General features: G+C 70.7%; 18 protein-coding genes. 17 read left to right on the forward strand and 1 reads right to left on the reverse strand.

What is annotated here, in order from left to right:
- The first annotated feature begins 206 nt into the window (after nucleotides 1-206).
- The 5 genes from arc (at nucleotide 207) to prcA (ending at nucleotide 6,010) form a co-directional block, all read left to right on the forward strand.
- Nucleotides 207-1,973, forward strand: a complete 1,767-nt coding sequence (gene arc, locus ACFVST_RS11585) for a proteasome ATPase (protein WP_390149299.1) — start codon at nucleotides 207-209, stop codon at nucleotides 1,971-1,973.
- Nucleotides 1,974-2,223: 250 nt separating this feature from the next.
- The gene (gene dop / locus ACFVST_RS11590; RefSeq protein WP_390149301.1) at nucleotides 2,224-3,735 is read left to right on the forward strand and encodes a depupylase/deamidase Dop; all 1,512 of its coding nucleotides are present in this window, start codon (nucleotides 2,224-2,226) and stop codon (nucleotides 3,733-3,735) included.
- A 183-nt stretch (nucleotides 3,736-3,918) separates the two neighbouring features.
- A complete protein-coding gene (locus ACFVST_RS11595; RefSeq protein ID WP_390149303.1) occupies nucleotides 3,919-4,137 on the forward strand; it encodes a ubiquitin-like protein Pup in 219 nt (72 codons plus the stop codon).
- 165 nt (nucleotides 4,138-4,302) lie between these two features.
- Nucleotides 4,303-5,148, forward strand: coding sequence for a proteasome subunit beta (gene prcB, locus ACFVST_RS11600; protein ID WP_390149305.1), 846 nt, complete (start codon nucleotides 4,303-4,305; stop codon nucleotides 5,146-5,148).
- Nucleotides 5,149-5,215: 67 nt separating this feature from the next.
- Nucleotides 5,216-6,010 (forward strand): proteasome subunit alpha, encoded by a 795-nt coding sequence (gene prcA / locus ACFVST_RS11605; RefSeq protein WP_390149307.1) that lies wholly within the window; start codon nucleotides 5,216-5,218, stop codon nucleotides 6,008-6,010.
- A gap of 99 nt (nucleotides 6,011-6,109) precedes the next feature.
- Here prcA and ACFVST_RS11610 read toward each other — a convergent pair whose 3' ends face one another.
- Nucleotides 6,110-7,168, reverse strand: coding sequence for a LacI family DNA-binding transcriptional regulator (locus ACFVST_RS11610; RefSeq protein ID WP_390149309.1), 1,059 nt, complete (start codon nucleotides 7,166-7,168; stop codon nucleotides 6,110-6,112).
- A 155-nt stretch (nucleotides 7,169-7,323) separates the two neighbouring features.
- Between ACFVST_RS11610 and ACFVST_RS11615 the strand changes: the two genes are divergently transcribed.
- From ACFVST_RS11615 to ACFVST_RS11670, 12 genes are all read left to right on the forward strand, one after another.
- Nucleotides 7,324-8,583 carry an MFS transporter gene (locus ACFVST_RS11615; protein ID WP_390149311.1) on the forward strand — a complete coding sequence of 420 codons (1,260 nt, stop codon included), beginning with the start codon at nucleotides 7,324-7,326 and terminating at the stop codon, nucleotides 8,581-8,583.
- 9 nt (nucleotides 8,584-8,592) lie between these two features.
- Nucleotides 8,593-9,954: a Pup--protein ligase gene (pafA, locus tag ACFVST_RS11620; protein WP_390149313.1), complete on the forward strand. Its 1,362-nt coding sequence runs from the start codon at nucleotides 8,593-8,595 to the stop codon at nucleotides 9,952-9,954.
- A 179-nt stretch (nucleotides 9,955-10,133) separates the two neighbouring features.
- On the forward strand, nucleotides 10,134-11,144 hold the full coding sequence (locus tag ACFVST_RS11625) for an FKBP-type peptidyl-prolyl cis-trans isomerase (RefSeq protein WP_390149315.1): 1,011 nt from the start codon (nucleotides 10,134-10,136) through the stop codon (nucleotides 11,142-11,144).
- Between the two features lie 78 nt (nucleotides 11,145-11,222).
- On the forward strand, nucleotides 11,223-11,597 hold the full coding sequence (locus ACFVST_RS11630; protein ID WP_390149316.1) for an FKBP-type peptidyl-prolyl cis-trans isomerase: 375 nt from the start codon (nucleotides 11,223-11,225) through the stop codon (nucleotides 11,595-11,597).
- Between the two features lie 131 nt (nucleotides 11,598-11,728).
- Nucleotides 11,729-12,682: a helix-turn-helix transcriptional regulator gene (locus ACFVST_RS11635; RefSeq protein ID WP_390149318.1), complete on the forward strand. Its 954-nt coding sequence runs from the start codon at nucleotides 11,729-11,731 to the stop codon at nucleotides 12,680-12,682.
- Nucleotides 12,683-12,759: 77 nt separating this feature from the next.
- Complete coding sequence (locus ACFVST_RS11640) at nucleotides 12,760-13,743, forward strand: helix-turn-helix transcriptional regulator (protein ID WP_390149479.1); 984 nt, start codon at nucleotides 12,760-12,762, stop codon at nucleotides 13,741-13,743.
- The gene (locus ACFVST_RS11645) at nucleotides 13,740-13,982 is read left to right on the forward strand and encodes a hypothetical protein (RefSeq protein ID WP_390149320.1); all 243 of its coding nucleotides are present in this window, start codon (nucleotides 13,740-13,742) and stop codon (nucleotides 13,980-13,982) included. Before ACFVST_RS11640 ends, ACFVST_RS11645 begins: the two co-directional genes overlap by 4 nt.
- Before the next feature lie 50 nt (nucleotides 13,983-14,032).
- Complete coding sequence (locus tag ACFVST_RS11650; RefSeq protein ID WP_390149322.1) at nucleotides 14,033-14,239, forward strand: hypothetical protein; 207 nt, start codon at nucleotides 14,033-14,035, stop codon at nucleotides 14,237-14,239.
- A gap of 199 nt (nucleotides 14,240-14,438) precedes the next feature.
- Nucleotides 14,439-14,726 (forward strand): Sec-independent protein translocase subunit TatA, encoded by a 288-nt coding sequence (gene tatA / locus ACFVST_RS11655; RefSeq protein ID WP_390149324.1) that lies wholly within the window; start codon nucleotides 14,439-14,441, stop codon nucleotides 14,724-14,726.
- 46 nt (nucleotides 14,727-14,772) lie between these two features.
- Entirely contained in the window at nucleotides 14,773-15,732 is a 960-nt protein-coding gene (gene tatC / locus ACFVST_RS11660) for a twin-arginine translocase subunit TatC (protein ID WP_390149326.1), read from the forward strand.
- A gap of 31 nt (nucleotides 15,733-15,763) precedes the next feature.
- Nucleotides 15,764-16,666 (forward strand): diacylglycerol kinase, encoded by a 903-nt coding sequence (locus ACFVST_RS11665; RefSeq protein WP_390149328.1) that lies wholly within the window; start codon nucleotides 15,764-15,766, stop codon nucleotides 16,664-16,666.
- Between the two features lie 60 nt (nucleotides 16,667-16,726).
- Nucleotides 16,727-19,540 carry a DEAD/DEAH box helicase gene (locus ACFVST_RS11670; RefSeq protein ID WP_390149330.1) on the forward strand — a complete coding sequence of 938 codons (2,814 nt, stop codon included), beginning with the start codon at nucleotides 16,727-16,729 and terminating at the stop codon, nucleotides 19,538-19,540.
- The last annotated feature ends 416 nt before the right edge of the window (nucleotides 19,541-19,956 follow it).

The following is a 19,956-nucleotide window of genomic DNA, read 5'->3' on the forward strand; positions in this document are numbered from 1 at the left end:
TGACGGGTGTTGGAGGTGCCGACCCTACAACCGACCGGCAATGGATGTTGTTCCGATGCAGTTCGGTGGGTATTCCCCTGGCGTGAGCGAGGGCCAGAGGTGAAGATCGGACACACCTCCGGGTCTTTGTGATCTAGGGGTTTCAATCGACATCCACCCAGGTAGGGTCTGGAAGCGTCCAGCTCCCCTTGGAGGAGGTGAGGACCGTGGCAGCCCACGACGACGACATGAACCGCGGCATCCGCCCGGGTCGCGGGTCCGACGACCCGGCCGGGCAGATTGCCTATCTTGAGCAGGAGATCGCCGTCCTGCGACGCAAGCTCGCCGACTCTCCGCGGCACACGAGGATTCTCGAAGAGCGGATCGTCGAGTTGCAGACCAACCTGGCCGGTGTCTCCGCACAGAACGAACGCCTCGCCAACACACTCCGTGAGGCCCGCGACCAGATCGTGGCCCTCAAGGAGGAGGTCGACCGGCTCGCTCAGCCGCCGGCCGGCTTCGGCGTCTTCCTGACCGCCAACGAGGACGGCACCGCCGACATCTTCACCGGGGGCCGCAAGCTCCGGGTGAACGTCAGCCCCGGCGTCGAACTCGAAGAGCTCAGGCGCGGCCAGGAGGTCATGCTCAACGAGGCGCTCAACGTGGTCGACGCGATGCAGTTCGAGCGCGTCGGCGACATCGTCACCCTCAAGGAGATCCTGGAGGACGGCGAACGCGCCCTGGTGCTCGGGCACACCGACGAGGAGCGGGTGGTCCGGCTCGCCGAGCCCCTGCTCGACGTCACCATCCGCCCCGGCGACGCCCTCCTGCTCGAACCGCGCTCCGGCTACGTCTACGAGGTCGTGCCCAAGAGCGAGGTCGAGGAACTGGTCCTCGAAGAGGTCCCCGACATCAGCTACGAGAAGATCGGCGGACTCGGCGGCCAGATCGAGCTGATCCGGGACGCCGTCGAACTTCCCTACCTCTACCCGGACCTCTTCAAGGAGCACGAGCTGCGGCCCCCCAAGGGCGTGCTGCTCTACGGCCCTCCCGGCTGCGGCAAGACCCTGATCGCCAAGGCCGTGGCCAACTCCCTTGCCAAGAAGGTCGCCGAGGTCACCGGCCAGCCCGCCGGCAAGAGCTACTTCCTCAACATCAAGGGCCCCGAGCTGCTCAACAAGTACGTGGGTGAGACCGAGCGGCACATCCGGCTCGTCTTCCAGCGGGCCCGCGAGAAGGCCAGCGAGGGCACCCCCGTCATCGTCTTCTTCGACGAGATGGAGTCCCTCTTCCGTACCCGCGGCAGCGGCGTCAGCTCGGACGTGGAGAACACCATCGTCCCGCAGCTCCTTGCCGAGATCGACGGTGTGGAGGGCCTGGAGAACGTCATCGTCATCGGCGCCTCCAACCGCGAGGACATGATCGACCCGGCGATCCTCCGCCCCGGCCGCCTCGATGTGAAGATCAAGATCGAGCGCCCGGACGCCGAGGCGGCGAAGGACATCTTCGCCAAGTACCTCACCGACCGGCTCCCGCTGCACGCGGACGACCTGAGCGAGCACGGCAGCGACAAGGCCGCCACCGTGGTCGCCATGATCCAGTCCGTGGTCGAGCAGATGTACGCGGAGTCCGAGGAGAACCGCTTCCTCGAAGTCACCTACGCCAACGGCGACAAGGAAGTCCTCTACTTCAAGGACTTCAACTCCGGCGCCATGATCGAGAACATCGTCGGCCGCGCCAAGAAGATGGCCATCAAGGCCTTCCTCGAACAGGACCAGAAGGGCCTCCGCGTCTCCCACCTGCTCCAGGCCTGCGTGGACGAGTTCAAGGAGAACGAGGACCTGCCCAACACCACCAACCCGGACGACTGGGCCCGCATCTCCGGCAAGAAGGGCGAGCGGATCGTCTACATCCGTACCCTCGTCACCGGAAAGCAGGGCGCGGACACCGGGCGCTCCATCGACACCGTCGCGAACACCGGACAGTACCTGTAGGAGAACGGGGAGGCTGCGGGTGCCCGTGCCGGGTACCCGCAGCCGCCTGTTTTCCGGGCACCGGGAATTCCCGGAACACCCCCGGACCAGCAAGGCCGCAAATGATCTCCCCACCAGAGCAGAGGCGTTCTAGGCTCTTTCGTACCGCCGAGTCGCGCACTGCGGGGACGGGCACCGCATCCGCACTCAAGCACCAGCGGTACTTGAGCGCCGCCCCCGCCCGGGGGCGCCGCCGGGCAAGGAGGGCCGCATGACCGTACGGCGAGTAATGGGCATCGAGACGGAGTACGGAATCTCCGTCCCCGGCCATCCCAATGCCAATGCCATGCTCACCTCGTCCCAGATCGTGAACGCCTACGCGGCGGCGATGCACCGGGCCCGCCGTGCCCGCTGGGACTTCGAGGAGGAGAACCCGCTCCGCGACGCCCGGGGCTTCGACCTCGCCCGGGAGGCCGCGGACTCCAGCCAGCTCACCGACGAGGACATCGGCCTGGCCAACGTCATCCTGACCAACGGCGCCCGCCTCTACGTCGACCACGCACACCCCGAGTACAGCGCCCCCGAGGTCACCAACCCGCGGGACGCGGTGCTCTGGGACAAGGCCGGCGAGCGCATCATGGCGGAGGCCGCCGAGCGCGCCGCCCAGCTGCCCGGCGCCCAGCCGATCCACCTGTACAAGAACAACACCGACAACAAGGGCGCCAGTTACGGCACGCACGAGAACTACCTGATGAAGCGGGAGACCCCGTTCTCGGACATCGTGCGGCATCTGACGCCGTTCTTCGTCTCCCGGCAGGTCGTCACCGGCGCCGGGCGGGTGGGCATCGGCCAGGACGGCAACGAGCACGGCTTCCAGCTCAGCCAGCGCGCGGACTACTTCGAGGTCGAGGTGGGCCTGGAGACCACCCTGAAGCGCCCCATCATCAACACCCGCGACGAGCCGCACGCCGACGCGGAGAAGTACCGCAGGCTGCATGTGATCATCGGGGACGCCAACCTCTCCGAGATCTCCACCTATCTCAAGCTGGGCACCACCGCACTGGTCCTCTCCATGATCGAGGACGGCTTCATCGCCGTGGACCTCGCCGTCGACCAGCCGGTACGCACCCTGCACCAGGTCTCCCACGACCCCACGCTGCACCACCTGATCACCCTCCGCAGCGGCCGCACCCTCACCGCCGTCCAGCTCCAGATGGAGTACTACGAGCTGGCCCGCAAATACGTCGAGGAGCGCTACGGCGTCGACGCGGACGAGCAGACCAGGGATGTGCTGGCCCGCTGGGAGGACGTCCTGGGCCGGCTGGAGCGGGACCCGATGAGCCTCTCCGGCGAGCTGGACTGGGTGGCCAAGCGCAAGCTGATGGAGGGCTACCGCCGCCGCGACGGCCTGGACTGGGACGCCGCCCGCCTCCACCTCGTCGACCTCCAGTACGCGGATGTGCGCGCCGACAAGGGCCTGTACAACCGGCTGGCGGCGCGCGGCACCATGCAGCGGCTGCTGGACGAGGACGAGGTCACCCGGGCGCGTACCCATCCGCCGGAGGACACCAGGGCCTACTTCCGCGGCCGCTGCCTTGAGCAGTACGCGGACGACGTGGCCGCCGCCTCCTGGGACTCGGTCATCTTCGACCTGCCCGGGCACGACTCGCTCCAGCGGGTGCCCACCCTGGAGCCGCTACGCGGAACGCGTCATCACGTCAAGGAACTGCTGGACCGCTGCCGTACGGCGGAAGACCTGGTCAGGGTGCTGTCCGGGAGCTGACGGGCCGCACCGGCGGGCGCGGTCGGAGCCCTGCCGGAAGGCTGAAAGGTGTGCCGTCCGGGAATCATGAAGGTGGTTCCCGGACGTTGCAGCAAGAGCGGGGCCGATGTCGGACCCTGCTTGTAGGGTCTGATCTTGAACGACTGTGACGGTCGAAGTCTCGAACCGAGCGGGGTGAGGGTCATGGCAACCAAGGACACCGGCGGCGGACAGCAGAAGGCCGCGCGTTCCACCGACGAGGCCGACGAGCAGGCGCAGGAAGCGCAGGGTTCGGAGGACCTCAAGGAGCGCCAGGACAAGCTCAACGACGATGTGGACGACGTCCTGGACGAGATCGACGACGTCCTGGAGTCCAACGCCGAGGACTTTGTGAAGTCCTTTGTGCAGAAGGGCGGGCAGTAGCCCCGCACCCCGGTCCCGGAGCCTGGCCGCAGCAGGTGGATCACCGCTCCGGGACGGGTAGGGTCCCAGGCGTACCGAGCCCCGGCTGCACGGCAGTTCAGGGTTGGATCAAGGATCGCCGGCAGCGTGCCGCAGGGTGGCTGCCGCATATCTGGAAGGAAACGTGTGGAAGCCAACACTCGTAGCACCGGGCGTCTGCCGGCTGCCTTCCTGACGCCGGGATCGTCGTCCTTCGTGGACTTCCTCTCCGCGCACAAGCCCGGACTGCTGCCGGGGAACCGCGAGCTGCCCGTGCAGGGCGCGATCGAGGCCCCGCACGGCACCACCATCGTCGCGGCCACCTTCGACGGCGGTGTCGTACTGGCCGGTGACCGGCGGGCCACCATGGGCAACGTCATCGCCCAGCGGGACGTCGAGAAGGTCTTCCCGGCGGACGAGTTCTCCGCGGTGGGCATCGCGGGGACCGCCGGTCTCGCCGTGGAGATGGTGAAGCTCTTCCAGTTGGAGCTGGAGCACTTCGAGAAGGTGGAGGGCGCCACCCTCTCCCTGGAGGGCAAGGCGAACCGCCTCTCCACCATGATCCGGTCGAATCTGGGCATGGCCATGCAGGGTCTGGCGGTGGTCCCGCTCTTCGCCGGCTTCGACGTGGACCGCGGCCGCGGCCGCATCTTCTCCTACGACGTCACCGGCGGCCGTTCCGAGGAGCACATCGGCTTTGCGGCCACCGGCTCCGGCTCGATCTTCGCGCGCGGCTCGATGAAGAAGCTCTTCCGGGACGACCTCTCGGCGGACCAGGCCACCACGCTGGTCGTGCAGGCCCTGTACGACGCGGCGGACGACGACTCGGCGACGGGCGGCCCGGACATGGGCCGGCGGATCTACCCGATCGTCACCGTGATCACCGAGGACGGATTCCGGCGGCTGACGGACGACGAGTCGTCCGAGATCGCGCGGGCGATCCTGGCGCGGCGCCTGGAGCAGCCGGACGGCCCGCGGGCCGAGCTGCTCTGACCGCCCCGTCCCAGACCCAGAAACCGAGAAAAGCCGAGATACACCGAGAGAAGGGGACGGGGAGCCGGTGTCGACGCCGTTCTATGTCTCACCCCAGCAGGCGATGGCCGACCGGGCCGAATACGCCCGGAAAGGCATCGCACGCGGGCGCAGTCTCGTCGTGATGCAGTTCGCCGACGGCATCGTTTTCGTCGGGGAGAATCCGTCCCGTGCGCTGCACAAGTTCAGCGAGATCTACGACCGGATCGGCTTCGCGGCCGCCGGCAAATACAACGAATACGAGAATCTCCGGATCGGCGGTGTGCGCTACGCGGATCTCCGCGGCTACACCTACGACCGGGACGACGTCACCGCCCGCGGCCTGGCCAACGTCTATGCGCAGACGCTGGGCACCATCTTCTCCAGTGCGGCCGAGAAGCCGTACGAGGTGGAGCTGGTGGTCGCCGAGGTGGGGGCGTCTCCGGACGGGGACCAGATCTACCGGCTGCCGCATGACGGCTCCATCGTGGACGAGCACGGCTCGGTCGCGGTCGGCGGCAACGCGGAGCAGATCAGCGGTTTCCTGGACCAGCGGCACCGGGACGGGATGACGCTGGCCGAGGCGCTGAAGCTGGCCGTGCAGGCACTGTCCCGGGACACCAACGGCGGTGAGCGGGAGATCCCCGCGGAGCGCCTTGAGGTGGCGGTGCTGGACCGTACGCGGCCGCAGCAGCGCAAGTTCAAGCGGATCGTCGGCGGGCAGCTGGCGCGGCTGCTCGACGGCAGTTCGGCGTCCGCGGCCGAGGCGGCGGAGGCCGATGAGGCCGCCGCGGAGTCCGGTGAGGCTGAGGCGGACACCTCGGAGGACAGTACGGAGGAGTGAGCCGCCGCGGGCGGCCGCCGAGCCCGGTGGCCGCCCGCGAGATCCACGGACCGCGATGCCCCGGTCGCCCGCGCGGCCGGGGCACCGTGCTGTCGGCGCTCAGGGCGGCGGGGCGGTGGAGCCACGGACGACCAGCTCCACGGGCAGGGTGTCGGGCGGCCCGGTACGGCCGTCGAGGGCGTCCAGCAGGGCGGTCATCCCGTGCTCGCCGATGTGTTCGGCGGGGAGGCGGACGGTGGTCAGTTCCGGTTCCACGGCGGTGGCCAGGGTGAGGTCGTCGAAGCCGGTGACGGAGAGGTCGCGGGGGATGTGCAGGCCCAGGCGGCGGGCGGCCTTGCAGGCGCCGGCGGCCAGGATGTCGTCGTCGCAGATCACCGCGGTCGGCCGGGGCCGGCCGCTCTCGCCGAGGGCGGTTTCCGCGGCCTGCCGGGCCGGCTCGGTGCCCAGTGCGGCCCGCCGGGTGTGCAGGGTGGCGCCGGTGCCGGCCAGCGCGTCCGCGAGCGCTGCGGCACGTGCCTGGAAGGTCCAGCTCTCGACGTCCGCCGCCAGGTGCAGCATCTGCCGGTGGCCGAGGGCGAGCAGATGGCGGGCGGTCTGCCGCATCCCGTCGGCCACATCCGCGTTGACGGTGGTGGTGCCGGGCCCGGCCGCCGGATCGCTGTCCAGCATGACCAGCGGCAGGCTCTCGCCGCGCAGGGTGACCAGGACGTCGGCGGCCATGGAGGAGGCGATGACGCCGTCCAGGGCGGCCTGCGCCGAGTGGAACGGATCGCGTACGGCGGCCGGGGCGGGGGCGGCCCCGTGTGCGGGCACCGTGCCGTCCGGTGTCGGGTAGAGCACCACGCCGAAGCCGTGCCGGTCGGCGATACGGCGGGCGCCGTGGTGGACGCGGGCGAAGAACTCGTTGGTGAGGGCCGGTACCACCAGCAGCGCGGTACGGGTGCTGCCGAGGCGGAGATTGCGTGCGGCGAGGTTGGGCCGGTAGCCCAGTTCGCGGGCGGCGCCCCGGACCCGTTCCGCGGTGGCGGGGGCGACCCGGCCGCGCCACTTCCCGCCGAGCACCAGGGAGACGGCGGCCTGCGAAACCCCGGCGATCCGGGCGACGTCGCGGCTGGTGGGCCGGTGGGTGCCGGCCGGGGGGCGGGCCCCGGTGGTCACGGTTCCTCCGTGGGGGACGGGCGGTGTGCGGGCGGGCGCGGGCCGGCGCAGGTGGACGGCCGGGTGCGGTCATGGTACGTATGAGCCCGGCAGTTATACGTAAAACTTCGGCGCGGTGCCGTACTTCGCGGGCGGCCGGGTGGGAAGGCGGGGGCATGGGCTCCGGATATGCGGAGATCCTCCGGGCGCGGCACGCGGCGCGGCTGCTCACCGGGACACTGGTGGGCCGGCTGCCCAATGCGACCGCCGCCATCGCGATCGTGCTGTTCACCCGCGCCGAGGGCGGCACCTACAGCCTGGCCGGGGCGCTGGCCGCGGTGTACGGCGTGGCCAACGCGGTGGGCCAGCCGCTACTGGGCCGCCTGGTGGATCTGCACGGCCAGCCCAGGGTGCAGTTGCCGGCCGCGCTGGCCTCGGCGCTCGGCGCGGTCGTCTTCGCGGCCGTCGGACTCCAGCCGCTGCCGGTGGCCTATGCGGCGGTCGGGGTGGCCGGCCTCTTCACACCGCCGCTGGAGGGCGGGCTGCGGGCGCTGTGGCCGAGCATCCTGCCCCGGGAGGGCCAGGTGCACGTCGCGTACGCGATGGACGCGGTGGCGCAGGAGGTGATGTTCACCGTCGGCCCCCTGCTGGTGACGGTGTGCGCCGCGCTGTGGTCCCCGGGCTGGGCGCTGGTGGTGCTGAACGCCGTCGGTGTGCTGGGCGCGCTGTCGGTGGTGGTGTCCCCGCCCTCCCGGGCCTGGCGTTCGGCGCCGCGGGAGGCGCACTGGCTGGGTGCGCTCCGCTCCCGGGGCCTGCTGGTGCTGCTCGGCGCCTTCCTCTTCGTCGGCACCGCCCTGGGCTCGATCACCGTCGCCGCGATCTCGTACGCCGACGGGCGCGGTGGGGACGCGGTCTACGGGTGGCTGATGGCCGCGCTGGGGCTGGGGGCGCTGGTGGGCGGCGCGGTGTACGGGGCGCGGCGGTGGGCGGGGGCGCCGGAGCCGCGGCTGCGGGTGCTGGTGCTGCTGCTGGCGGTGGGCTACGCACCGCTGCCGCTGATGCCGGGCCCGGCCGGGATGGTGGCGCTGGCGGCGGTGGCCGGGGTGTTCCTGGCGCCGGCGGTGGCCTGCGCGTTCCTGGTGGTGGACCGGCACGCCCCGCGGGGCACGGTGACGGAGGCGTTCTCCTGGCTGGTGACGACGTTCACGGTGGGCGCCTCGCTGGGTACCGCGGTGGCCGGTCCGGTGGTGGAGTGGGGCGGGGCGCGGTGGGGATTCGCGGTGCCGGTCGCTTCGGGGGTGGCGGCGGCCGCGGTGCTGCTGGTCGCGGGCCGGGTGCTGCGGGTGCCGCCGGCCGGGCCCAGGGCTGCGACGACGGCGGAAAATGATCGGAACCCTCTGGCTCCACCCGGTTTCAGCACCGGTCGTCAGGCGTAATGTTCATGCATGGACCGCCGCATTTTCGGGCTGGAGAACGAGTACGGCGTCACGTGTACGTTCAGGGGACAGCGCCGCCTGTCTCCTGACGAAGTGGCGCGGTACCTCTTCCGCCGTGTCGTGTCATGGGGCCGCAGCAGCAACGTCTTTCTGCGGAACGGCGCCCGGCTGTATCTCGACGTGGGTTCGCATCCGGAGTACGCCACACCGGAATGCGACAACGTGACCGAACTGGTCACCCACGACAAGGCCGGCGAGCGCATTCTGGAAGGCCTGCTGGTGGACGCCGAACGCCGGTTGCACGAGGAGGGCATCGCGGGCGACGTCTATCTCTTCAAGAACAACACCGATTCCGCGGGGAACTCCTACGGCTGCCACGAGAACTACCTGGTGGCCCGGCACGGCGAGTTCTCCCGGCTGGCCGACATCCTCATCCCGTTCCTGGTGACCCGCCAACTGCTGTGCGGCGCGGGCAAGGTGCTGCAGACGCCGCGCGGTGCGGTGTACTGCGTCAGCCAGCGCGCCGAGCACATCTGGGAGGGCGTCAGCTCCGCCACCACGCGCTCCCGCCCCATCATCAACACCCGGGACGAGCCGCACGCCGACGCCGAGCGGTACCGGCGGCTGCACGTCATCGTGGGCGACTCCAACATGTCGGAGACCACGATGCTGCTGAAGGTCGGCGCGACCGACCTGGTGCTCCGCATGATCGAGGCCGGCACCGTGATGCGGGACCTCACCCTGGAGAACCCGATCCGCGCCATCCGCGAGGTCAGCCACGACATCACCGGCCGGCGCAAGGTGCGCCTGGCGAGCGGCCGGGAGGCGTCCGCCCTGGAGGTGCAGCGCGAGTACTACGAGAAGGCGGTGGACTTCTGCGAGCGCCGCGGTATCCGCAGCGGCACCGTGGAGCAGGTGCTGGAGCTGTGGGGCCGCACCCTGGACGCGATCGAGGCCGAGGACCTGGACCGTATCGCCACGGAGATCGACTGGGTCATGAAGTACCAGCTCATCGAGCGGTACCGGGCGAAGAACAACCTGACCATGTCGCACCCGAGGGTCGCGCAGATAGACCTCGCGTACCACGACATCCACCGACGCCGCGGGCTGTACTACCTGCTGGAGCGGAAGGGGCAGGCGAAGCGCATCTGCAACGACGTGAAGATCTTCGAGGGCAAGTCGGTGCCCCCGCAGACCACCAGGGCGCGGCTGCGGGGCGACTTCATCCGGCGGGCGCAGGAGCAGCGGCGGGACTTCACGGTGGACTGGGTCCATCTGAAACTGAACGACCAGGCGCAGCGGACGGTGCTCTGCAAGGACCCGTTCCGCTCGGTGGACGACCGGGTGGAGAAGCTGATCGCCGGAATGTGATCGGCAGTTGACGCGTCCCCGGCAGGCCCTGGCGGTACGGGTGCGGGGACGCGGAGTGGGTGGAGGGACCGGTCCGGACAGCGGACCGGTCCCTCTTTTGCCTGCCGCGCTTCGGCGTGTGCGCCGCCGCCCGTAGAGTGGCGATCCTGACCACCTCCCCGAACCCCCCGAGGACCCTTGTGCGACGCCGACTTGCAGCCTTGCTCATCGTGCCTGCCCTGGCGCTGACCGCCTGCGGAGGTGAGGATTCCGGGTCGTCCGAGGCCAAATCCTCCCCCAGTGCCTCGCCGAGCGAGACGACCCCGCCGAAGGCGCCGAAGCCGGTGGAATCGGCCTCCCCGATGCCGAAGGTGACCGGCAAGACCGGCAAGCAGGCCGGCATCACGGTGCCCAAGGCGAAGCCGAGCGGGAAGTTCGTCGTCAACACCGTGTCCGAGGGCAGCGGGGCCACGGTCAAGAAGGACGACCTGGTGGTGGCCGACTACACCGCCAAGATCTGGGACAGCGGCAAGGACCTCGGCAGCTCCTATATGAAGGGCGGGGCGCCGCAGGTCATCACCGCCGGTTCGAAGACCATCATCCCGGCCTTCTCGCAGTCCGTGCTGGGGCAGAAGATCGGCTCCCGGGTCCTGGTGGTGGCGCCGCCCACCGCCGCCTTCGGCAGCCAGGGCAACCAGCAGCTCGGTGTGCAGGGCAGCGACACCCTCGTCTTCGCGCTCGACATCGACAAGGTGATCCCCAAGCAGGCCGAGGGCACCCAGTCGGCCATCCCGTCCGACCTGCCGCAGATCAAGGCGGACAAGCCGGAACCGGCCACCATCTCCATCCCCAAGAACGACCCGCCGAAGAAGCTCGTCTCCAAGACCCTCATCGAGGGCAAGGGCGCCGAGGTGAAGAACGGCCAGACCGTGTACATGCAGTACAGCGGCGCTGCCTGGAAGCTGAACGAGGGCAAGAAGGAGGCGAAGCTCTTCGACTCCTCCTGGAAGACCGGGGCGCCCTTCAGCACCAAGATCGGTGCGGGCCAGGTCATCGAGGGCTGGGACAAGGGCCTCGTCGGCAAGAAGGTGGGCAGCCGGGTGCTGCTGGTGATCCCGCCGGAGCAGGCGTACAAGGACCAGGCGCGGGGCGCCGACCTGCCCGCCAACTCCACCCTGGTCTTCGTCGCGGACATCCTCGCCGCCATGTGAGCGGGGCCCGCTGTCCGGAGCGCGGGGGATGGCACACTGTCCCCCGCCCCCCATCCGTAACCATCAGGAGCAAGTGACGTGAGCATCGAGAAGCCCGAGATCGACTTCCCCGAAGGCGACGCCCCGGCGGATCTTGAGATCAAGGACATCTGGGAGGGCGACGGCGAGCAGGCCAAGGCCGGCGACACCGTCTCCGTTCACTATGTGGGCGTGTCCTTCTCCACCGGCGAGGAGTTCGACGCCAGTTGGAACCGCGGCAAGCCGCTCCAGTTCCAGTTGGGCGCCGGCCAGGTCATCGCGGGCTGGGACCGGGGTGTGCAGGGCATGAAGGTCGGCGGGCGCCGCCAGTTGACCATCCCCGCGCACCTCGCCTACGGCGACCGCGGTGCCGGCGGCGGCCGGATCGCCCCCGGCGAGACGCTGATCTTCGTCTGCGACCTGGTCTCCGTCTGACCGCCCGCCGCGGCGCTCCGGCGCACCACCCGAGGCCCCTGCCCGTACGGCAGGGGCCTCGGCTTTGCCCGGGCGGGGGAGCGCTGTACGGTCAAGCGCACAGGGGCACAACGGAAGGACGTAGGGCGTCGATGGCCATTGCCAAGGCGGAGCGGTTGATGAACCTCGCGCTGTGCCTGCTCGGGACGCGGCGGCCGCTGAGCAAGCGGGAGTTGCGCGACTCCATCGAGGCCTACCTCGAAGCGGGCGGCGACGAGAGCTTCAGCCGCATGTTCGAGCGCGACAAGGACGATCTGCGCGAACTGGGCCTGGTCATCGAGACGGTGGAGAATCTCGACGGCGAGATCGGCTACCTCGCCCGCCGCGACAGCAACCGCCTGCCCCCCGTCACCCTGGACGCCGAGGAGGCCGCCGCGCTCGGCCTCGCCGCGAAGGTCTGGCAGCAGGCCCGCCTCGCCGCCGCCGCCAGCGGCGCCCTGCAGAAACTCCGTGCCGCCGGCCTCCCCGAGGACGTCGACCCGTACGGGCCGCACGGGGCGCTGGAGCCGCGGATCCCGGTGCACGAGGCCGCGTTCGAACCGCTGATGCTGGCCTGCCGGGACCGCAGACCGGTCGCCTTCGACTACCGCAAGGCCAACGCGGCCCGCCCCGAGCAGCGCCAGGTCGAACCCTGGGCGCTGGAGTGCTGGCGCGGCCACTGGTACCTGGCCGGCTTCGACCGGGACCGCGGCGCCGAGCGCGTCTTCCGCCTCTCCCGTATCACCGGCCGGGTGCGCAACCGTCCCGGACGCTTCACCGCCGAGGTGCCCGATGTGGTCACCGTCCGCGAGACGGTGGAGAGTTGGGCCGGCGAGAGCGCCGAGCGCAGCGCCCTCATCCGGCTCCGCACCGGCGCCGGCTACCCGCTGCGCGCCCGCGCCCGCACGGTACGGGAACTCGGCGGGGGCTGGGAGGAGTTGGAGATCCCGTACGGGCACGGCCTGGACGCCTGGCTGGTCGAGTTCGGCCCCGATGTGGTCGTGCTCGGACCGGCGGAGCTGCGGGCCGACGTGGTGGAGCGGCTGCGCGCCGTCGCCAAGGGCTGAGGGGGAGACGCGAGACCGTGGCAGGCAAGAGCACGCGCGGGGGGCGGCCGGTGAACGCCATCGACCAGACCCGCCGGATGCTGTCCCTCGTGACCTACCTCCGGGAGCGGCCCGGAGCCCGGGTGGAGGACGTGGCGCGCGCCTTCGGCGTCACCGAGGACGAGCTGATCTCCGACCTGGACGTACTGCCGCTGTGCGGTACCAGCTTCCGCGGCGGGGACCTCCTCGACATCGACACCGACGGCGAGTGCATCTGGTGGCGGAACCCGGGCGCGCTCGCCGCCGAGGCCGCCGAGCCGCTGCGGATCGCTGCCGACGAGGCGACGGCCCTGCTGGTCGCCGCCCGCGCGGTGGCCACCCTGCCCGGACTCCGCGAGAGCGACCGGCAGGCCCTGCTGCGGGCCACCGCCAAGCTGGAGACCGCGGCCGGCGAGGCGGCCGGCGCCAGCTCCCGACTCTCCGTCACCTTCGAGTCCGAGGGCGGCGTCTTCGCCGATGTGGACCGCGCCATCTCCGAGCGCCGCCGCCTGTGGATCCGCTACTACTCGCCCGCCCGCGACGAGGTCACCGAACGCGAGATCGACCCGATCCGGCTGGTGAGCGTCGGCCACACCTACGTCGAGGCATGGTGCCGCCGCTCCGAGGCCCGCCGCACCTTCCGCCTCGACCGGGTCGCCGAGATCCGCATCCTGGACGAGCCCGCCGCCCCGCCCGAGGTCGAGCTGCGGGACCTGTCCGAGGGCCTGGTGCAGCCCGCCGCGGAGGACCCGGAGGTGGTCGTCGAGGTGGGCCCCGGCGGACGCTGGGTCGCCGAGTACTACCCGCACGACAGCGCCGAGGAGCTGCCCGACGGCGGGCTCCGCATCACCCTGCGCACCCCCGACCCGGCCTCCCTGCGCCGGCTCGCCCTCCGCCTCGGTGCCGACGGCCGTATCACCGTCCCCGAGGAACTGGCCAGCAGCGCCCGGGAGGCGGCCCGGCTGGCCCTCGCCGCCTATGACGCGCCCGGGCCCGCCCCGGACGCCGCCCCTGCCCCCGGCCCGCAGGGGCAGACCCGGTGACGGCCACCGCGCCGGGCCGGCCCGCCGTCTTCCGGGCGGCCTGCCCGGACTGCCGGGCCTGCTTCCAACTGGCCGCCGGTGCACTGCGGTTGGCCATCGGAGCCTCCCGCCGCACCACGTTCTACTCGTTCACCTGCCCCGAGTGCGGGGCCGCGGTGCGCAAGCCGGCCGGAGAGCGCATCGTCGAACTGCTCACCGGCGGCGGGGTGCGCACCCTGCGGCTGCACTCGAAAGTCTGAGGGGCCGAGGGGTGTCCGAGCGGCCTGCGCGGGACCGTTAGGCTCGGCTCATGTTCTGGCCCATGCTTGCCATCGTCCTCGGGTTCGCCGGGCTCGCCGTGCTGGCGGTGTTCGCGGTGCGGGTCTTCGTGGAGGCCCAGCGACTGGGGCGGCAGGTGGACGACGCGGCCCGCCGCATCTCCCGCGCCGCCGACGACCTGGAACGCGCAGCCACCGCCACCGCGGCCACCGCGTCCACCACCCGCGATCTGGGCTGACCCGACGAGGCTTCCCCTCGCCCGTTCTCTCCTGCCGTGCCCCGGAGGCGAACCGAGCCTTGAAAAAGGCGTGCACAGTGCAGTTATTGCCTCGTGTTTACCCCTGCACGTTACGATCCTTGCTACCGCGGTGGTCGGACGGACGTCCGATCGTTCGGCCGCGTCCGCCCCTGCCGCCCTCGGTGAGAAGGTAGTCATTATGTTCGGAAGGCTCGGCGCCCCCGAGATCATTCTCATCCTCGTCGTGATCGTCCTGCTGTTCGGCGCGAAGAAGCTTCCTGACATGGCGCGCTCGCTCGGCAAGTCCGCGCGCATCCTCAAGAGCGAGGCCAAGGCGATGAAGACGGAGGGCAAGGACACGGCCGCCGCCCCGTCCGACCCGCCGCAGCCGGAGCAGTCCCAGCCGCCCCGTACCATCCAGGCCGCCCCGGGCGATGTGAAGAGTTCCCGCCCGGTCAACGAGCCCACGGACAACACGCAGCGCTGACGCTGGCCGGCCGCCGCCGGACCGCCGCACGAGATGAGGACGTGGGTTGCTGAAGTCTGCCCGCAAGAAGGACACACGGGACAAGGATCCCGAGGGGCGGATGCCGCTCGGAGAACATCTGCGTGAGCTGCGCAACCGGCTGGCCAAGGCCGTGCTGGGCATCGTGCTGGTCTCGATCGCGGCCGCCTTCTTCTACAAGGACATCATCGCGTTCTTCACGGACCCGATCCTGCACGCCGTGGGTTGCAAGAGCAGCTTCGCGGAGCTGGCCCGGCAGGAGAGCGGGACCTGCGCCCGGATCGTGCTGAACGGCCTGCTCACGCCGTTCACCCTGGCGCTGAAGGTGTCGCTGATGGTCGGTGTGATCGGCGCCTCGCCGATCTGGCTGTACCAGTTGTGGGCGTTCATCGCACCCGGGCTGCACCAGAACGAGAAGAAGTACGCCAGGGCGTTCGTGGCGGCGGGCTTTCCGCTCTTCCTGGGCGGTGCCTTCGCCGCGTACAAGATGCTGCCGACCATGTCGAGGGTGCTGCTGGACTTCTCGCCGGCGGATCTCGACAACCAGTTGCCGCTGGACGATCTGCTCGATCTGATCACGCGGATGGTGCTGGTCTTCGGGCTCTCCTTCGAGATGCCGCTGCTGCTGGTGATGCTGAACCTCACCGGGGTGCTCAGCGGGCGCCGGATGCTGGGCTGGTGGCGCGGGATGATCCTGGGCATCACCTGCTTCGCGGCGATCGCCACCCCCAGTACCGACCCGGTGAGCATGTTGGCGCTGGCCGGGCCGATCTGGGTGCTGTACTTCGGTGCCGCGGCGTTCTCCGTGCTCAACGACCGCCGCAAGGAGCGTGCCGAGGAGTCCGGGCCCGCGGACGACGAGGCCTCGGACCTGGATCTCACTCCGGAGGACATCGCCGGCACCGAGTCGGTGCCGGCGGGCCGGACGATGCCGGAGCAGTCGACCGGTGGCCAGGACCGGATCAACGGTTATGACGACGTGACCTGAGAGCCGGGGGCGGGGCGATAGCCTCCGCCGGGTGACCTGCGAGATCAGCCTGTTCGTCAATCCCGCCGCGGGCCGCGGCCGGGGCGCCCGCGCGGCGCAGCCGGCCGCGGCCGCTCTGCGTGACGCCGGTTTCCGTGTCCGTACCGTCCTCGGGGAGGACGCGCCCGACGCGCTGCGCCGCGCCCGGGAGGCGGTGGCCGCGGGGACGGGGGCGCTGGTCGCGGTCGGCGGGGACGGCCTGGTGCAGTTGGCGCTGCAGGCGGTGGCCGGTACCGGGACTCCGCTCGGGGTGGTCGCGGTCGGCACCGGGAACGACTTCGCGCGCACCGTGGGCCTGCCGATACGGAGTCCGGCCGCGGCCGCCCGGCTCGCCGCGGACGCCCTGAAGGAGTCCCGGACCACCGCGGTGGACCTGGGGCGGGTCGGTGACCGCTGGTTCGGTACCGTCCTCGCCTCCGGCTTCGACTCCCGGGTCAACGACCGTGGAAACCGCATGAGTTGGCCGCCCGGCCGGTTCAAGTACGACGTGGCGATGCTGGCCGAGCTGGCCGCGTTCCGGCCGCTGCCGTACCGGATCACCTTGGACGGCGGGCGGCCGCTGGAGGTGGCGGCGACGCTGGTCGCGGTGGGCAACGGGACCTCGTACGGCGGGGGGATGCGGATCTGTGCGCGGGCCGAGCTGACGGACGGGCTGTTCGATCTGACCGTGGTGGGGGAGTGCAGCCGCGGCACGCTGGTGCGTGTCTTCCCCCGAGTCTACCGGGGCACCCATCTCGACCATCCCGTGGTCCGCACCTTCCGCGCCCGCCGGGTGGAGCTGGCCGCGCCGGATGTGACGGGCTACGCGGACGGCGAGCCGCTGGGGCCGCTGCCGCTCACCGCCGAGTGCGTACCGGGCGCCTTGCGTCTGCTGGGCCCGCCCGACCTGCGGTGACGTCCGGATCCGGATAATGATCGGCCACTGTCAGAGGCGGCGGGTACGCTCGAAAGCACGATGACAGAGGATCTCTCACCGGCCGAACGGTACGCGGCAGCCCGTGCGCGCACCGTCGAGCAGGCCACCGCACTCGGCTCCTTTCGCGCGATGTACGAATTCGGCCTGGACCCCTTCCAGATCGAGGCGTGCCAGGCCCTGGACGCGGGCAAGGGCGTGCTGGTGGCCGCGCCCACGGGCTCCGGCAAGACCATCGTCGGCGAGTACGCGGTGCATCTCGCGCTGCGCCAGGGCAAGAAGTGCTTCTACACGACGCCGATCAAGGCGCTCTCCAACCAGAAGTACGCCGACCTCGCCAAGCGCTACGGCGCCGAGCACGTCGGCCTGCTCACCGGTGACAACAGCGTCAACGCGGACGCCCCCGTGGTGGTGATGACCACCGAGGTCCTGCGGAACATGCTGTACGCCGGCTCGCAGGCCCTGCTCGGCCTCGGCTATGTGGTCATGGACGAGGTGCACTACCTCTCCGACCGCTTCCGGGGCGCCGTGTGGGAGGAGGTCATCATCCACCTCCCGCCGTCGGTGACTCTGGTCTCGCTGTCGGCCACCGTCTCCAACGCCGAGGAGTTCGGGGACTGGCTGGACACCGTGCGCGGGCACACCGAGGTGATCGTCGCCGAGCACCGGCCGGTGCCGCTCTTCCAGCATGTGCTGGCGGGCCGCCGGATGTACGACCTCTTCGAGGAGGGCGAGGGGCAGAAGAAGGCGGTCAATCCGGATCTGACGCGGCTGGCGCGGATGGAGGCGGCCCGCCCCGGCTTCGGCGGTCCTGGCCGCCGCCGCGGCCGGGCCCAGCGCGAGGCGGACCGGGAGCGGGAGCGGCGCCAGCGGTCCCGGGTGTGGACGCCGGGCCGCCCCGAGGTGATCGAGCGCCTGGACGCGGAGGGGCTGCTGCCCGCGATCACCTTCATCTTCAGCCGGGCCGGCTGCGAGTCCGCCGTCCAGCAGTGCCTGTACGCGGGGCTGCGGCTGAACGACGAGGAGGCCCGCGGCACGGTCCGCGCCCTGGTGGAGGAGCGCACCGCCGCCATCCCCTCCGAGGATCTGCACGTCCTCGGGTACTACGAGTGGCTGGAGGGGCTTGAGCGGGGTATCGCCGCCCACCACGCGGGCATGTTGCCGACCTTCAAGGAGGTCGTCGAGGAGCTGTTCGTACGCGGCCTGGTGAAGGCGGTGTTCGCCACCGAGACACTGGCGCTGGGCATCAACATGCCCGCGCGTTCCGTGGTGTTGGAGAAGCTGGTCAAGTGGAACGGTGAGCAGCACGCCGACATCACGCCGGGGGAGTACACCCAGCTCACCGGCCGGGCCGGGCGCCGCGGCATCGATGTGGAGGGCCATGCGGTGGTGCTGTGGCAGCGCGCGATGAGCCCGGAGCATCTGGCCGGTCTCGCCGGTACGCGCACCTATCCGCTGCGGTCCAGCTTCAAGCCCTCGTACAACATGGCGGTGAATCTGGTCGGCCAGTTCGGGCGGCACCGTTCGCGGGAGCTGCTGGAGACGTCGTTCGCGCAGTTCCAGGCGGACCGTTCGGTGGTGGGCATCTCCCGCCAGGTCCAGCGCAACGAGGAGGGGCTCGACGGGTACCGGGAGTCGATGACCTGTCACCTCGGGGACTTCGAGGAGTACGCGCAGTTGCGCCGCGATCTCAAGGACCGGGAGACGGAGTTGGCGCGGCAGGGCGCGGCGCAGCGGCGGGCGCAGGCGGCGGCCGCGCTGGAGAAGCTGAAGCCGGGCGATGTCATCCATGTGCCGACGGGCAAGTTCGCCGGGCTGGCGCTGGTGCTGGATCCGGGGCTGCCGGCCGGCCGGTCCAACGGACACCGCGGCTTCGACCAGCACGACGGGCCGCGTCCGCTGGTGCTGACGGCGGAGCGGCAGGTGAAGCGGCTGGGGTCGATGGACTTCCCGGTGCCGGTGGCGGCGGTGGAGCGGATGCGCATCCCCAAGTCGTTCAACGCGCGCAGCCCGCAGTCCCGCCGTGATCTGGCCTCGGCGCTGCGTACCAAGGCGGGGCATCTGGAGCCGGAGCGGCACCGCAAGCAGCGGGCCGAGGCGGCAGACGACCAGCAGATCGCCCGGCTGCGGGCCGAGCTGCGGGCGCACCCCTGCCATGGCTGCAACGAGCGTGAGGACCACGCCCGTTGGGCGGAGCGGTACCACCGGCTGCTGCGGGACACCTCGCAGTTGGAGCGCCGGATCGAGGGCCGTACCAACACCATCGCCCGCACCTTCGACCGGATCGTCAAGCTCCTCACCGAGCTGGACTACCTCCGCGGTGACGAGGTCACCGAGCACGGGCGGCGGCTGGCGCGGCTCTACGGGGAGTTGGATCTGCTGGCCAGCGAGTGCCTGCGGGCCGGAGTCTGGGAGGGCCTCGCCCCGGCCGAACTGGCCGCGTGCGCCTCGGCGTTGGTGTACGAGGCGCGGGCGGCGGACGATGCGCTGGCGCCGAAGCTGCCGTCCGGGAAGGCGAAGGCGGCGCTCGGCGAGATGGTCCGCATCTGGGGCCGGCTGGACGGGCTGGAGGAGGACTTCCGGATCAGCCAGGCGGAGGGCGTCGGGCAGCGGGAGCCGGATCTGGGTTTCGCCTGGTCCGCCTATATGTGGGCGTCCGGGAAGGGGCTGGACGAGGTGCTGCGGGAGGCGGAGATGCCCGCGGGGGATTTCGTCCGCTGGTGCAAGCAGCTCATTGACGTGCTGGGGCAGATCTCGGCGGCGGCGCCGGGCGAGGGCTCCACGGTGGCGCGGAACGCCCGTAAGGCGGTGGACGGTCTGCTGCGCGGGGTGGTGGCGTACTCGTCGGTTGGCTGAGACCGGCCGCCGGATCGAGCGATGATGGTCGCCCCCGGTGCTCTGACCGGGGGTGTCGGCCTTTTCTGCGGCGGTGAGCGTCGCTTTTCGGCTATCCGGAGAGGGCCTTCGGGTCGGCGATGATCCGTTCTCCGGTGCTGTGATCACACAGTGCGGAGCACGGGCTTCCGTAAACCCGGAGTTGATCACTCCATGCGCTCGGATCACAGCGGTGCGTATAAATGGGCCTGAGTGTATGGGGTCCGGTCGGTCATTTCAGGCGCTTGGCGAATATGACTCGGTGATGTTCCAGCGGGACTAAGCTCGCCCGCAGCGCGCTGAGTTGAGCGATTCATGCGCTTGTTTCCCCGTGCCGGGAAGGTCCCCGTTCCGCTGTGGCGACCCCTGGCACTCCTCCCCGAGAAAACCGTTCAGAG

This window comes from Streptomyces sp. NPDC058045 (genome assembly GCF_042885635.1).
Taxonomy (GTDB): domain Bacteria; phylum Actinomycetota; class Actinomycetes; order Streptomycetales; family Streptomycetaceae; genus Streptomyces.